Source organism: Sphingomonas sp. RIT328 (assembly GCF_000632225.1).
GTDB classification, from domain to species: domain Bacteria; phylum Pseudomonadota; class Alphaproteobacteria; order Sphingomonadales; family Sphingomonadaceae; genus Sphingomonas; species Sphingomonas kyungheensis.
The window spans coordinates 41,669-56,153 of record NZ_JFYV01000009.1 but is presented as its reverse complement, the minus strand read 5'-3'; the positions used below and the strand labels follow the sequence as shown (position 1 = coordinate 56,153).

General features: G+C 69.0%; 9 protein-coding genes. 7 read left to right on the top strand and 2 right to left on the bottom strand.

Annotation, left to right across the window (positions count from 1 at the left end; all coding sequences use genetic code 11):
- Nucleotides 1-582: 582 nt before the first annotated feature.
- A complete protein-coding gene (locus BW41_RS05345) occupies nucleotides 583-3,522 on the bottom strand; it encodes an L-glutamate gamma-semialdehyde dehydrogenase (protein WP_037532159.1) in 2,940 nt (979 codons plus the stop codon).
- A gap of 156 nt (nucleotides 3,523-3,678) precedes the next feature.
- Between BW41_RS05345 and BW41_RS05340 the strand changes: the two genes are divergently transcribed.
- From BW41_RS05340 to BW41_RS05330, 3 genes are all read left to right on the top strand, one after another.
- A complete protein-coding gene (locus tag BW41_RS05340; protein WP_200870352.1) occupies nucleotides 3,679-4,113 on the top strand; it encodes a MaoC family dehydratase in 435 nt (144 codons plus the stop codon).
- Between the two features lie 39 nt (nucleotides 4,114-4,152).
- Nucleotides 4,153-5,331, top strand: coding sequence for an acetyl-CoA C-acyltransferase (locus BW41_RS05335; protein WP_037532154.1), 1,179 nt, complete (start codon nucleotides 4,153-4,155; stop codon nucleotides 5,329-5,331).
- Between the two features lie 357 nt (nucleotides 5,332-5,688).
- A complete protein-coding gene (locus BW41_RS05330; protein WP_037532152.1) occupies nucleotides 5,689-6,171 on the top strand; it encodes a pyridoxamine 5'-phosphate oxidase family protein in 483 nt (160 codons plus the stop codon).
- Between the two features lie 36 nt (nucleotides 6,172-6,207).
- Here the strand turns inward: BW41_RS05330 and BW41_RS05325 are convergent, their stop codons facing one another.
- Nucleotides 6,208-7,440, bottom strand: a complete 1,233-nt coding sequence (locus BW41_RS05325) for a polyhydroxyalkanoate depolymerase (protein ID WP_037532150.1) — start codon at nucleotides 7,438-7,440, stop codon at nucleotides 6,208-6,210.
- Between the two features lie 174 nt (nucleotides 7,441-7,614).
- Here BW41_RS05325 and BW41_RS05320 point away from each other — a divergent pair, with 174 nt between their 5' ends.
- The 4 genes from BW41_RS05320 (at nucleotide 7,615) to prfB (ending at nucleotide 14,466) form a co-directional block, all read left to right on the top strand.
- Complete coding sequence (locus BW41_RS05320; protein ID WP_037532147.1) at nucleotides 7,615-9,384, top strand: ABC transporter transmembrane domain-containing protein; 1,770 nt, start codon at nucleotides 7,615-7,617, stop codon at nucleotides 9,382-9,384.
- Between the two features lie 160 nt (nucleotides 9,385-9,544).
- Entirely contained in the window at nucleotides 9,545-10,696 is a 1,152-nt protein-coding gene (locus BW41_RS05315) for a saccharopine dehydrogenase family protein (RefSeq protein WP_037532146.1), read from the top strand.
- Nucleotides 10,697-10,771: 75 nt separating this feature from the next.
- Nucleotides 10,772-13,282 carry a penicillin-binding protein 1A gene (locus tag BW41_RS05310; protein ID WP_037532145.1) on the top strand — a complete coding sequence of 837 codons (2,511 nt, stop codon included), beginning with the start codon at nucleotides 10,772-10,774 and terminating at the stop codon, nucleotides 13,280-13,282.
- A gap of 56 nt (nucleotides 13,283-13,338) precedes the next feature.
- Nucleotides 13,339-14,466: a peptide chain release factor 2 gene (gene prfB, locus BW41_RS05305; RefSeq protein WP_037532143.1), complete on the top strand. Its 1,128-nt coding sequence runs from the start codon at nucleotides 13,339-13,341 to the stop codon at nucleotides 14,464-14,466.
- Nucleotides 14,467-14,485: the final 19 nt, after the last annotated feature.

Sequence of the window (14,485 nt, the reverse complement as noted above, 5' to 3'; positions counted from 1 at the left end):
GCCGGGGCGCAGGTGTGCGGGAGGGCAGCTGGGTGACCCGGCGCGGCTGATTTCATCCTGCCGCTTGTGGGTTCATGTGGCCCGGACGCGCATCTCCGCGCCTCCGCGCGAACTATATTGCGGCCGTCTTTCAGATTTTTGCGTCCGCCCGTCTTTGCGGGACACTTGCTCGCAATGCTCCCGCGAAGGCGGGGAGCCCAGGTTCTTCTTGCCGCAAGCCGTTGTTCTGCTTGGATACTGGGCTCCCTCCTTCGCGAGACCTCTGCGAAAGTAGCAACCTGACCTGCTCACGCACCACCCCGGCGCAGGGCGGGGTCCAGTTTGGTGAAGCTTTGCAATCAGTTACAACGGCCTCCCGACTGGGCCCCGGCCTTCGCCGGGGCGGTTTCGAATCTTTCGCAGAGGTCTCGCGCAGGCGGGAACACTGGTCTTCTGGCGGGAGGCGGGTTTTCACGGGCCCTGAGCATGCGAAGCGATGCGTCTCAGGACTTTCTAGAGCCGCCACGGCCGGGCTATCCGGCGCGGCAATCGCGGCCACTCTTCCGCACGATCCGCCCGCGCCTCCCACACGCGGGCCGCCGCTCAGATCCCCCCTTCGTCGAGCGAGAGCAGCGTCGCATTGCCGCCGGCCGAGGTGGTGTCGACCGATACCGCGCGCTCGGCGCAGAAGCGGTAGAGATAATGCGGACCGCCCGCCTTGGGGCCGGTGCCGGACAGGCCCTCGCCGCCGAACGGCTGCGAGCCGACCACCGCGCCGATCATCGACCGGTTGATGTAGAGGTTGCCGACCGCCGCCGCTGCCTCGGTCACCTCGGCGGCGCGCGCGATACGGCTGTGCAGGCCCATCGTCAGGCCATAGCCCTTGGCATTGACCCGCGCGATCGTCTCCTCGAGCTTGCCCGCCTCCCAGGTCGCGACGTGCAGGATCGGGCCGAACCATTCGCGGTCGAGGTCCTCGATCCGGTCGATCCGCACCAGTGTGGGCGGCACGAACAGACCCTCGGCCGGCGCGGGCAGCGTCTTCACCGTGCGGTCGGCGACGCTGGCGCGATAGGCCATCAATTTGTCGTAAGAGGCGCGATCGATCACCGGCCCGACGTCGGTCGCCGGATCGGCCGGATCGCCGAGCCGCAGCGTGTCCATCGCGCCGGTGAGCATCTCGATCACCGTCTCCGCGACATCCGCCTGCACCAGCAGCAGCCGCAACGCCGAACAGCGCTGCCCCGCCGACCGGAAGGACGAGGTGACGACGTCCGCCACCACCTGTTCGGGCAGAGCGGTGCTGTCGACGATCATCGCGTTGATCCCGCCGGTCTCGGCGATCAGCGGCACGATCGGGCGATCGTCGTCCGCCACCAGCGTGCGCGCGATCCGCTTGGCGGTGGCGGTCGATCCGGTGAAGGCGACGCCGGCGATGCGCACGTCCGCGGTCAGCGCCGCGCCGACCTGCGGCCCGCCGGGGACGAGGATCAGCGCGTCGCGAGGCACGCCGGCCTGATGCGCGAGCTCGACCGCGACGCGGGCGATCTCGGGCGTCTGCGGCGCCGGCTTGGCGACGACGGTATTGCCGGCGACCAGCGCCGCGACCGTCTGGCCGAGGAAGATGGCGAGCGGGAAGTTCCACGGCGCGATCGTCGCCCAGACGCCGCGCCCCTCGATATGCAGCATGTTGCGCTCGCCGGTCGGTCCGGGCAGTTCGACCGCGCGCAACCGGCTGCGCGCCTCGCCGGCGTAATAGCGGCAGAAATCGGCGGCCTCGCGCACCTCGCCGATCGCGTCGGGGATGGTCTTGAACGCCTCCTGCACGCAGATCGCCATCAGCCGGTCGCGATGCGCTTCGAGCAGGTCGGCGAGCCGTTCGAGGCACGCGGCGCGCTCGTCCACCGGCGTGCGCGACCAGGCGGGGAAGGCGGCGTGGGCGCGGGAGACGGCCGTCGTGACGATCGCCGCATCATCCTCGCCGCCGGCAGCACGGGCCAGCGGCTGTCTGACCGCGGCGACCGTCGCCTCCAGCGTCGCGACATCGCTGAGGTCGAGCCCGCTCGAATTGCGGTGGCCCGGCGCGAACAGATCCTTGGGCAGCGGGATGCTGGGATGGCGCGCGCCGCCGACCGCGGCGATCTTCGCGACCGGATCGGCGAGGATCTCGTCCTCGCTCAGCCGCGCGTCCGCGAGCTGGTGGACGAAGCTCGAATTGGCGCCATTTTCCAGCAGGCGCCGCACCAGATAGGCGAGCAGGTCGCGGTGCCCGCCGACCGGCGCGTAGATGCGGCAGTGATAGCCGTTCTCGCGCACCAGCCGCTCGTACAACCCGTCGCCCATGCCGTGCAGCCGCTGGAATTCGAAGTCGCGCGCATTGCCCGCCCATTCGAGGATCGTCGCGACGGTCAGCGCATTGTGGCTGGCGAAGGCGGGGCGGATGTTCTCGGCAGCCAGCATGTCCTTGGCCACCGCCAGATAGGAGACGTCGGTCGCCGCCTTGCGGGTGAACAGCGGATAGTCGCTCAGCCCCTCGACCTGCGTGCGCTTGATCTCGCTGTCCCAATAGGCGCCCTTGACCAGCCGCACGTTCATCACCCGGCCGAGTTCGTTCGCCCAGGCGACCACCGGTCGCGCGCGCTTGCCATAGGCCTGCACCGCCATGCCGAAGCCGTCCCAGCCCTTGAGGCTGGGCAGCGCCGCGACCGCGCCGATGATGTCGAGGCTCATCTCGAGCCGCTCGGATTCCTCGGCGTCGACGGTGAGCGCGATGCCCTTGCCCGCCGCCTGCACCGCCAGCGCCTCGAGCATCTCGGTCAGCGCGGGGACGCATTCGCTCCACCGCGCGACTTCGTAGCGTGGGTGCAACGCCGACAGCTTGACCGAGATCGAATGGCCCGCGGCGGGATCGCGCCCGACCGCGTCGATCGCGCCGACATAGGCCTCGTAATAGCGGCGCCCGTCGGCAAACGTCCGCGCCGCCTCGCCCAGCATGTCGAAGCTGGCGGTGAAGCCCTTGTTGTCGGGCTTCTTCATCCGCCGCATCGCCTCGTCGATGGTGCGGCCCATGACGAAGATCTCGCCCATCCGCTTCATCGCCTCGCCGACCGCCATGCGGACGAACGGCTCGCCGGCGCGGCCGATCAGCCGGCGCAGCGGTCCCGACGGCCCTTCGCCGACGAGCACGCGGCCGACCACCAGCCCCCAGGTGGCGCCATTGACCAATTTGCTGTTCGACTGGCCGGCATGCGCGCGCCAGTCGGCGTCGCCCAGTTTGTCCGCGATCAGCAGGTCGGCGGTCTCCGGATCGGGAACGCGCAGGAACGCTTCGGCAAGGCTGAGCAGCGCCACGCCCTCCGACGAATTGAGCCGATATTCCTGGAGGAACTGGTTGACCCAGCCGCGGTTCTGCGCCGCGCGCAGATCGGCGAGCAGGCCGGAGGCGTGGCCGATGATCCGCTCGCGCGAATCGGGCGACGCGGAGGCGCGGTCGATGAGCGGCTTTAGAACATCGGGTTCGCTGGCCCGATAGAGTTGGGCCATCGATTTGCGGGCAGCGGAGGCGGAAGCAGCGGACATTTTCAAGCTTTCGGTCGGTCCAGGCTTGCGAGGAACACCCTGCCGTGCCTAGAAGATGCGCCGCCTCTAGCGCCCCAGGCCAGCGAAGGAAATCCGGTGACGTTTCTCAACGCCGAGCAGATGCGGGCCCGGATCGGTAGCGAGACGGTGTCCGACTGGGTCGAGGTCAGCCAGGCGATGATCGATCGTTTCGCCGCAGCGACCGGCGATGACCAGTTCATCCATGTCGATCCGGTCGCCGCCGCGGCGACGCCGTTCGGCGGCACGATCGCGCATGGTTTCCTGACGCTGTCGCTGATGCCGCTGCTCGCGTCGAAGGTGCCGGATGCGCCGCGGCTCGCGGGTGCGCGGATGGGGATCAATTACGGCGGCAACAGCGTCCGCTTCCTCACCCCGGTACGCGCCGGCAGCCGCGTCCGCGGCCGGTTCCGCCTGCTCGCCTTCGACGAGAAGAGTCCCGGCCGCTTCCAGCAGACCACCCAATTCACTGTCGAGATCGACGGCGTCGAGAAACCGGCGCTGGTCGCCGAATGGATCGGCCAGATCGTCACCTAACCCGCCCCCGCACGTCCGTGCCTTGAGGATCAACCGTCTATGCGTTCCGCCGTCATCGTCTCCACCGCCCGCACCCCGATCGGCCGCGCCTATCGCGGCGCGTTCAACGACACCACGCCGCAGGCTCTCGCCGGCCATGCGATCCGCCACGCCGTCGAGCGTGCCGGGATCGACGGCGCGGAGGTCGCGGATGTCGTGCTCGGCGCGGCGCTCCAGCAGGGGCATCAGGCGGGCAATATCGCCCGCCAGGCGGCGTTGCGCGCCGGGCTGCCGACGTCGGTGCCCGGCATGTCGCTCGACCGGCAATGCGCCAGCGGCCTGATGGCGATCGCCACCGCCGCCAAGCAGATCGTGCTCGACGGCATGGACATCGCGGTCGGCGGCGGGGTCGAGAGCATCAGCCTCGTCCAGACGCCGCAGATGCGCGTCGCGCCCGACCGGCAGCTGATCGCGATGCACGGCGACATCTACATGCCGATGCTCCAGACCGCGGAGATCGTCGCCAGCCGCTACGGCATCAGCCGCGAGGCGCAGGATGCCTATGCGCTCCAGTCGCAGCAGCGCACCGCCGCCGCCCAGGCCGCCGGCCGTTTCGACGCCGAGATCGTGCCGCTGCCCGCGACGATGACCGTCACCGACAAGGTCACCAAGGCAGTGAGCCAGCAGGAGGTGACGCTCGACAAGGACGAGGGCAATCGCGCCGATACGACGATCGAGGGGCTGCAGAAGCTGCAACCCGTCGTCGGGCCGGACGGCGTCATCACCGCCGGCAACGCCAGCCAGCTCTCGGACGGCGCCTCCGCCTGCGTGCTGATGGAGGAAGGCGTCGCCGCCGCGCGCGGCCTGACGCCGCTCGGCCGCTACGTCGGCATGGCGGTGGCGGGGACCAAGCCCGACGAGATGGGCATCGGCCCGGTCTATGCCGTGCCCAAATTGCTCGAAGCGAACGGGCTCACGATGGCCGACATCGGCCTGTGGGAACTCAACGAGGCGTTTGCGGTGCAGGTGCTCTACTGCCGCGATACGCTCGGCATCCCCGACGAATTGCTCAACGTCAACGGCGGCGCGATTGCGATCGGCCACCCCTATGGCATGTCGGGCGCGCGGATGACCGGCCATGCGCTGATCGAGGGCAAGCGGCGCGGCGCGAAATATGTCGTGGTGACGATGTGCGTCGGCGGCGGCATGGGCGCGGCGGGGCTGTTCGAGGTGCTGTGAGGTTGATCGCCAACCGGCCCGACGGTATATATCGTCGTCGGAAGGGTCATGCGCTCTCTCTATCGAGCCCCGGTCGCTGCTACGGCCGGGGCTCAAATCGTTTGGAGCTCAGGCTGCTACCCGAGCCCCGCCCGTGCACCTCTTGCCTACGTGCCACTTCCACGATCTTCAGAACGAAGGTTCCGAAGCCGCAAAGCGCACCCAGGAACAGGCACAGTTCGGAAAGAGTCATGCATGCGCTTTTCCATCACGACGGCGGGATTGCCGCCGGCCCGATCATGACCGGGCCGGCCCTACCGCGCAACCAACCCACGGCGCGCTCGTTCTCCCGCAAACCCCCGCACAAGGAGACGCGTCATGGCCGATCACGACAATCCGCAGGAAATCGCTGCCAAGTTCCTCGACAAGCTGCGCAGCAGCCCGTTCGTGATGATCGGCCTGACGGACGGCGAACATGCCGAGCCGATGACCGCGCAGATCGACGACGATCAGCCCAACACGCTGTTCTTCTTTGCCGGCCGCGACAATCGCATCGCCAAGGGCGGCGACGCGATGGCGCAGTTCGTCGGCAAGGGGCATGATTTCTTCGCCTGCCTCGCCGGCACGGTCAGCACCGACAACGATCGGGCGCAGATCGACAAATTGTGGAATAACCAGGTCGAGGCGTGGTTCCCCGGCGGCAAGCAGGACCCGAACCTGACGCTGCTCCGCTTCGACATCGACAGCGCCGAGCTGTGGGAGACCGACATCTCGATCTCGGGGCGCGTCAAGATGCTGTTCGGCGGCACGATCCGCGGCGATGAATCGAGCAGCCACGCGGTGGTCGACTCGGTCGCCTGACCCGCGCCGGGGGCGGCGTCTGCCGCCCCCGATCGGTCAGGCGTTGGCGGCGATCCACTCCTCGACCACCGGCGCGACCCTGTTGCGCCACTTGGAGCCGTTGAAGATGCCGTAATGGCCGGCACCTTCCGCCATATAATAGCGCTTCTTGTCCTCGGGGAGCGCGGTCGCCAGCGTCAGCGCGGCGCGCGTCTGCCCCAGGCCGGAGATATCGTCGCGCTCGCCCTCGATCGCGAGAATGCCGACATCGGTGATCGCCGCCGGATCGACGCGCCGGCCACGATGCATCATCTCGCCGCGCGGCAACGCATGGCGCTGGAACACCAGTTCGATCGTCTGCAGGTAGAATTCGGCGGTCATGTCGCAGACCGAGCGATATTCCTCGTAGAAGTTTTTCGTCGCATCGGCGCTCTCGCCGTCACCCTGGACGAGGTGTTTGAACATCTCCCAATGCGACATCATGTGGTTGCCGAGGTTCATCGACATGAAGCCGGCGAGCTGGAGAAAGCCGGGATAGACCTTCCGGCCGGCGCCCGGATACATCATCGGCACGGTGACGATGACATTCTGTTCGAACCAGGCATGCGGCCGTTCGGTGGCGAGCGTGTTGACCGCGGTCGGCGCCTCGCGCGTGTCGACTGGGCCGCCCATCATCGTCAGCGTCTTCGGCCGGCAGGGATGACGGTCGGCGCTCATCAGCGCCACCGCCGCATAGCAGGGCACCGACGGCTGGCACACGGCGAGCATATGCGTGCCGCCCTGTCCCTCGTTCGGCCCGATCGCTTCGAGGAAGGCGACGAGATAGTCGATATAATCGTCGAGATCGAAGCTGCCGTCGCCGAGCGGCACCAGCTTGGCGTCGCGCCAGTCGGTGATGTAGACGTCCGCGCTCGGCAGCATCCGCTCGACCGTGCCGCGCAGCAGCGTCGCGAAATGACCCGACATCGGCGCGACGATCAGTAGCTTCGGCCCGCCCTCGACACCGTCGCGGCGAAAGCGCTTCAACTGGCCGAACGGCTTTTGCAGCACGATCTCCTCGTGCACCGGCACCGTCCGGCCGTCGATCACCGTCTCGGTCAGCCCGAAGGCGGGCTTGCCGCGCGTCGCCGAGGCATGCGCGAAGACCTCGAGCGCCGAACTGACCACCGATCCGCCGTCGAGGTACGACCAGGGGTTGGCGGGGTTGCGCATCCAGTCGGCGCCGAAGCTCGCCATCGCGCTGGCGCCGGCGAGCATCGAGCGCTGCATTTCATAGGCATCGTAGAGCATGGTCGGGATCTTCGCCTGAAAAGGTTTCCGTATACGTAATGTATTTTCCGCAAGGTGCAAACGAACCATTCGCACCCGCACAATCGGCTGAACGCCCGACACGGCCGACAGGGCCCCTGCCGCCGGAGTGGGCGGCGTTGAGCCGGTCCGCCCCGCCTGCTAGGCGCGGGGACGATGGCCCGTACCCCGCTCCCGACCAACCGCCGCCTCGGCGACCTTCGCCTCGTCTGGGATCGCGTGCTCTGCTACCCGCGCCAGTTGACCGTGGCGCTGCTCGCGCTCGCCACCACCTCCGCGGCGACGATCGGCATCCCTTATGGGTTCAAGCGGGTGATCGACCGCGGCTTCGCCCCCGGCGGCGAAGGCTCGGTCGCGGCGTCCTTCCATTATCTGCTGATGATCGTCGCGGTGCTCGCGGTGGCGACGGCGATCCGCTTCTACTGCGTGTCGTGGCTCGGCGAGCGCGTCGTCGCCGACATCCGCACCCGCGTCCATGCGCATCTGCTCGCGCTCACCCCGCGCTTCTTCGAGGAGAACCGGCCGTCGGAGATCGCCTCGCGCCTCACCGCCGATACCGTGCTGATCGAGGGCGTCGTCGGCAGCACGGTGTCGATCGCGCTGCGCAACACCTTCACCGGCGTCGGCGGGATGATCTACCTGTTCGCGCTGTCGCCCAAGCTCGCCGGCATGCTGCTGCTCGGCATCCCGCTGATCATCCTGCCGGTGACGATCCTCGGCCGCCGCATCCGCAACCTGTCGCGCGCGTCGCAGGATCGCGTCGCCGACGTCAGCGCGCTCGCCACCGAGATGCTCGGCGCGATGAAGATCGTCCAGGCGTTCGGCCAGGAGCCGCGCGAGGCGCAGCGCTTCGCCGGGGCGGTGGATGCGACCTTCGCCGCCGCGAAGCGGCGCATCGGCCTCCGCGCGGTGATGACCGCGATCATGATCTTCCTGATCTTCGGCTCGATCACCCTCGTCCTGTGGGAGGGGGCGACCGACGTCGCGGCGGGGCGCATCTCGGGCGGGGCGATCGCCGCCTTCGTGCTGACCGGCGGCATCGTCGCCGGCGCGTTCGGCGCGCTCACCGAAGTCTATGGCGACCTGCTGCGCGGCGCCGGCGCCGCCGGCCGGCTCGCCGAGCTGCTGCGCGAACAGCCCGAGATCACCCGCCCCGCGGCGCCGATCCCGCTGCCCGTGCCGGTGAGCGGTGCGCTGACTTTCGATCATGTCCGCTTCCACTATCCGACCCGACCCGACGTCGCCGCGCTCGACGACGTCACGCTGGCAATCCGCGCCGGCGAGACGGTGGCGGTGGTCGGCCCGTCGGGGGCCGGCAAGTCGACCTTGTTCCAGCTCGCCGAGCGTTTCTACGATCCGGCCGAGGGCCGCATCCTGCTCGACGGCGTCGACCTGCGCGAGGCGGACCCCGCCGCGATCCGCGCTCAGATCGCGATCGTGCCGCAGGACAATGTCATCTTCGGCGCGAGCGCGCGCGACAATCTGCGCTACGGCCGCTGGGAGGCGGGCGACGACGAGCTGTGGGCCGCCGCGGAGGCCGCCAATGCCGCCGACTTCCTGCGCGCCCTGCCCGAGGGACTCGACACCAACCTCGGCGAAGGCGGCGCGCGTCTTTCGGGCGGCCAGCGCCAGCGCATCACCATCGCTCGCGCGCTGCTCCGCGACGCGCCGATCCTGCTGCTCGACGAGGCGACCAGCGCGCTCGACGCGGAGAGCGAGCGGCTCGTCCAGCAGGCGCTGCAACGGCTGATGGAGCATCGCACCACCCTGGTGATCGCCCACCGCCTCGCGACGGTGCGCGCCGCGCAGCGCATCGTGGTGATGGACGCCGGCCGCATCGTCGAGGAGGGCAACCACGCCTCGCTCATCACCCGCGGCGGTCTCTACGCACGGCTGGCGAGCCTGCAGTTCAGCGAGGCGGCGTAGGGGCGGGCTTCTTCCGCGGACACTCTACCGTTGACCGCCATCCCTCGCCATCCCATCATTCGGACCCTGCATTCGTGTGAGCGCGCCGCTAGACTAGTCCGCGCCTTGATCCCCCGCCCCCGGCGGCGCATCATCGTCGCGCACAGAGCAGGAGGCACAGATGCGCGACCATGACCTGATCGTCTATGGCGCGACCGGCTTCACCGGCCGGCTCGTCGCCGAATATTGCGTCGAACGGAAGCTGGAGCGGTGGGCGATGGCCGGGCGCAGCCGCGCCAGGCTGGAGGCGGTGCGCGATGCGATCGGTGCGCCTGCGGACACGCCGCTGATCGTCGCCGAGGCCGACGATCCCGCCGCGCTCGCGGCGCTCGCCGCCTCGACCCGCGCGGTGATCACCACGGTGGGGCCGTATCAGCTCCACGGCGCGCCGCTCGTCGCCGCCTGTGCCACGGCGGGCACCGGCTATCTCGACCTGTGCGGCGAGCCGGCCTGGATGCGGCAGATGATCGACGCGCATCAGGCGGCGGCGCAGGCGAGCGGCGCGCGCATCCTCTTCTCGTGCGGCTTCGATTCGATCCCCTTCGATCTCGGCGTGCTGACCTTGCAGGAGTGCGCGCTTGCCCAGCACGGCCGCCCCGCGCCGCGCGTCAAGGGTCGCGTCCGCGCGATGCAGGGCGGCTTCTCCGGCGGCACCGCGGCGAGCCTCAAGGCGACGCTCGCCGCCGCGGCGCGCGATCCGTCGATCCTCGGGCTGCTCGCCAATCCGTTCGCGCTGACGCCGGGATTCAGCGGCCCGCATCAGCCGACCGGCCTGTTCCCGGAATTCGACGCGACGCTCAACACCTGGGTGGCGCCGTTCATCATGGCGGCGATCAACACCAAGAACGTCCACCGCACCAACTTCCTGCTCGGCCACCGCTACGGCACCGACTTCGTCTATGACGAGATGGTCGTCGCCGGACTGGGCGAGATGGGCAAGGCCGCCGCCGAGGCGATCGCCAAGCTCAATCCCCTGCTCGGCAAGGGGCCGCAGCCCGGCGAAGGCCCGAGCAAGGCGGAGCGCGACGCGGGCCATTACGACCTGCTGTTCGTCGGCCTGATGCCGGACGGCACACGCCTCGACGCGGTCGTCACCGGGGATCGCGATCCGGGCTATGGCTCGACCAGCCGGATGATCGTCGAGACCGCCTTATGCCTGCTCGACCGGGAGGGCGAAACCGTCGGCGGTGTCTGGACGCCCGCCGCGCTGCTCGGCACGGCGCTGCGCGACCGGTTGCAGGCGCGCGCCGGCCTCGGCTTCACCGCGGGCTGACGCACCGGCGCGCGGCCCCCGCGCCGCCAGCGAGGGTGGCAAGCGCGCGCGAACCTGCTACACGCCCGCGGCGTTATGGCGTCCGAAGCTCCCCGATCCCGCCTCCAGGCGTTCCGCGACACCGGCGGCCTCCGCGGCGCGGTGCGGCGTGCGTGGCGACGCTGGTGGATCAAGGGACTGGCGATCCTCGCGGTGCTCGCGGCGATCGGCTATGGCGTGCTGTGGGTGACGATCCTGCGCGCCTTGCCTTCGGTGGACCAGTTGCGCACCTATGAGCCGCCGCTGCCGACCAACGTCCGCGGCATCGACGGCACGCCGATCCAATCCTATGCGCGCGAGCGCCGCGTCGAGCTGAGCTTCGCCGAATATCCGCCGCTGCTCGTCCGCGCCTTCCTCGCCGCCGAGGACAAGACCTTCTTCGAGCATCACGGCGTCGACTATCCCGGCCTCGGCGGGGCGGTGATCGATTACGCGCGCAAGTTCGGCAGCGGCCGCCGCGCCAAGGGCGGTTCGACCATCACCCAGCAGGTCGCCAAGAACCTGCTGATCGGCGCCGAATATTCGCCGACGCGCAAGATCAAGGAAGCGATCCTCGCCTATCGGATCGAGGATACGCTGACCAAGCCGCAGATCCTCGAACTCTATCTCAACCAGATCGCGCTGGGGCGGAACGCTTTCGGCGTCGAGGCGGCGAGCCACGCCTATTTCGACAAGGAGCTCGACGAGCTCGATCTCGCCCAGCTCGCCTATCTCGCCATCCTGCCCAAGGGGCCGTCCAACTACGATCCGGTCCGTCATGCCGATCGCGCGCTGGCGCGGCGCAATTACGTGCTCGGCGAGATGCTGCGCAACGGCTTCATCAACCAGGCGCAGCATGACGAGGCGGTCGCCGAGCCGCTCGGCACGATCCTGCGCCGCACCCCCAAGTTCGAACGCGTCGGCGGCTATTTCGTCGAGGAGGTCCGCCGCCAGCTGATCGGCAAGTTCGGCGAAACCGCGCGCGACGGGCCCTATGGCGTCTATCAGGGCGGGCTGTGGGTGCGCACCTCGCTCGACACGCGTTTGCAGGACCTCGCCGCGCAGGCGCTGCGCGACGGGCTGCTCCGCTACGATCGCGGGCGCGGCTGGGCCGGGCCGATCACGCACAAGGAGGTCGACGCCGATTCGTGGCAGCAGACGCTGCTCAACACCAACATCGGCCTCGACTACAGCGACTGGCGCGCCGCGATCGTCATCGCGCGCGACGGCGATGCGTGGCAGCTCGGCTTCGCCGACGGCCAGACCGGCCGCCTGCCGCGCAGCGGCGCGCAGATGCCGGTCCGCGGCAAGGGCGGCACCAGCTTCGCCGCGATCCGCGCCGGCGACATCATCGCCGTCGCGCCGGAGGGCAGCAGCTACGGCCTGCGCTCGGTGCCGAAGATCTCGGGCGGCTTCGTCGTCGAGGAGCCGGCGACCGGCCGCGTGCTGGCGATGCAGGGCGGCTTCGACAGCCGCCTGCAGCCGTTCAACCGCGCGACGCAGGCGCTGCGCCAGCCGGGATCGACGATCAAGCCGATCGTCTATTCTGCCGCGCTGGAGAACGGCATGACGCCCGCGTCGATCATCATCGACGGCCCGTTCTGCGTTTACCAGGGCGCGGCGCTCGGCAACAAATGCTTCCGCAACTTCGGCAATTCGCGCGGCGCCGGGCCGCATACGATGCGCTGGGGGATCGAACAGTCGCGCAACCTGATGACGGTGCGCGCCGCCGCCGCCACCGGCATGCCCAAGGTGGTCGACGTGATGAAGCGGATGGGCGTCGGCGACTATCAGCCCTATCTCGCCAATGCGCTCGGCGCGGGCGTCACCACCGTCAGCCGGATGGTCAACGCTTATGCGACGCTCGCCAACAACGGCCGCGCGCACAGTCCGACGCTGATCGACTTCGTCCAGGACCGCCACGGCAAGGTGATCCTGCCGGAGAATTGGCGCGCCTGCGACGGCTGCAACGCCCCCGACTGGGACGGCAAGCCGATGCCGCGGCCGGGCGATCGCGCACGCCAGGTGATCGACGCGATGACCGCCTATCAGATGGTCCATATCACCGAAGGCGTCGTCCAGCGCGGCACCGCGGTGGTGCTGCGCGACCTCGACCGGCCGATGTTCGGCAAGACCGGGACGACCAGCGGCCCGACCGACGTCTGGTTCATCGGCGGCACGCCGCAATTCATCGGCGGACTCTATGTCGGCTATGACACGCCCAGCAATCTCGGCGGCTATGCGCAGGGCGGCACCTTCGCCGCGCCGATCTTCAAGGACTTTGCGGTCAAGGCCTATGAAGGGATGGAGAAGATCCCGTTCCGAGCGGCGCCCGGCATCCGCATGGTCCGCATCGATCGCGCCAGCGGCAAGCCTGTGTTCGGCACCTTCCCGACCGACGCCGATCCCAAGGCGGCGGTGATCTGGGAAGCGTTCAAGCCGCAGAGCGAACCGCGCCGCGCCATCCACCGCGGCCCCGCCCCCGCCGCCGCGGCGACCACCCCGGCACGCGCCCGCGCCGCACCGCGCGACAGCGATTTCTTGCAAAGACAAGGCGGAATCTACTAGCGCCTGCTCCTACATAGGCGTCATCGCCCCGTTCCTTCGCTTACCGGAGACTTCCCATGCGCGCCGAAGCGCAGTCCCACGTCGACAGCATCAAAGAGGCGCTGGCGCTGCTGCGCCGGTTCCTCGATTGGGACCGTGCGCTCCGCCGTCTCGACGAGCTCAACGCCCGCGTCGAGGATCAGGCGCTGTGGAGCGACCCCAAGGCGGCGCAGGAGGTGATGCGCGAACGGCGCCGGCTCGACGAGGCGATCACCGCGACGCGCGCGATCCAGTCCGAACTCGACGACACCGTCGAGCTGATCGAGATGGCCGAGGCCGAGGGCGACACCGCGATGGAGGCGGAGGGCGTCGAGGCGCTCGCCGCGCTGGCGCAGCGCGCCGATCACGACAAGATCCAGGCGCTGCTCGCCGGCGAGGCGGACGCCAACGACACCTATATCGAGATCAACTCGGGCGCCGGCGGCACCGAGAGCCAGGACTGGGCGGGCATGCTGCAACGCATGTACACGCGCTGGGCGGAGCGCCGTGGCATGAAGGTCGAACTGATCGACTATCACGCGGGCGAGCAGGCGGGCATCAAGTCGGCGACGTTGCTGGTCAAGGGCGAGAACGCCTATGGCTATGCCAAGACCGAGAGCGGTGTGCATCGCCTCGTCCGCATCAGCCCCTATGACAGCGCGGCACGGCGCCACACCAGCTTTTCGAGCGTGTGGGTCTATCCGGTGATCGACGACAATATCGAGGTCGAATATAACGAAAGCGACCTGCGCATCGACACCTATCGGGCGAGCGGCGCCGGCGGCCAGCATATCAACACCACCGATTCGGCGGTGCGCATCACGCACATCCCGACCGGCATCGTCGTCCAGTGCCAGAACCAGCGGTCGCAGCACAAGAACAAGGCGGAGGCGTACAACCAGCTGCGCGCGCGCCTCTACGAACGCGAACTCGCGATCCGCGAACAGGCGGCCAATGCGGAAAATGCCACCAAGACCGATATCGGCTGGGGCCATCAGATCCGCTCCTACGTTTTGCAGCCGTATCAGCTGGTCAAGGACCTGCGCACCGGCACGACCTCGACCGCGCCGGGCGACGTGCTCGACGGGGCGCTCGATCCGTTCATGGCGGCGGCGCTGTCGCAGCGCGTGACGGGCGAGAAGGTCGAGGTGGAGGACGTCGATTGAGCCTGCGCCCGGCCTTGCT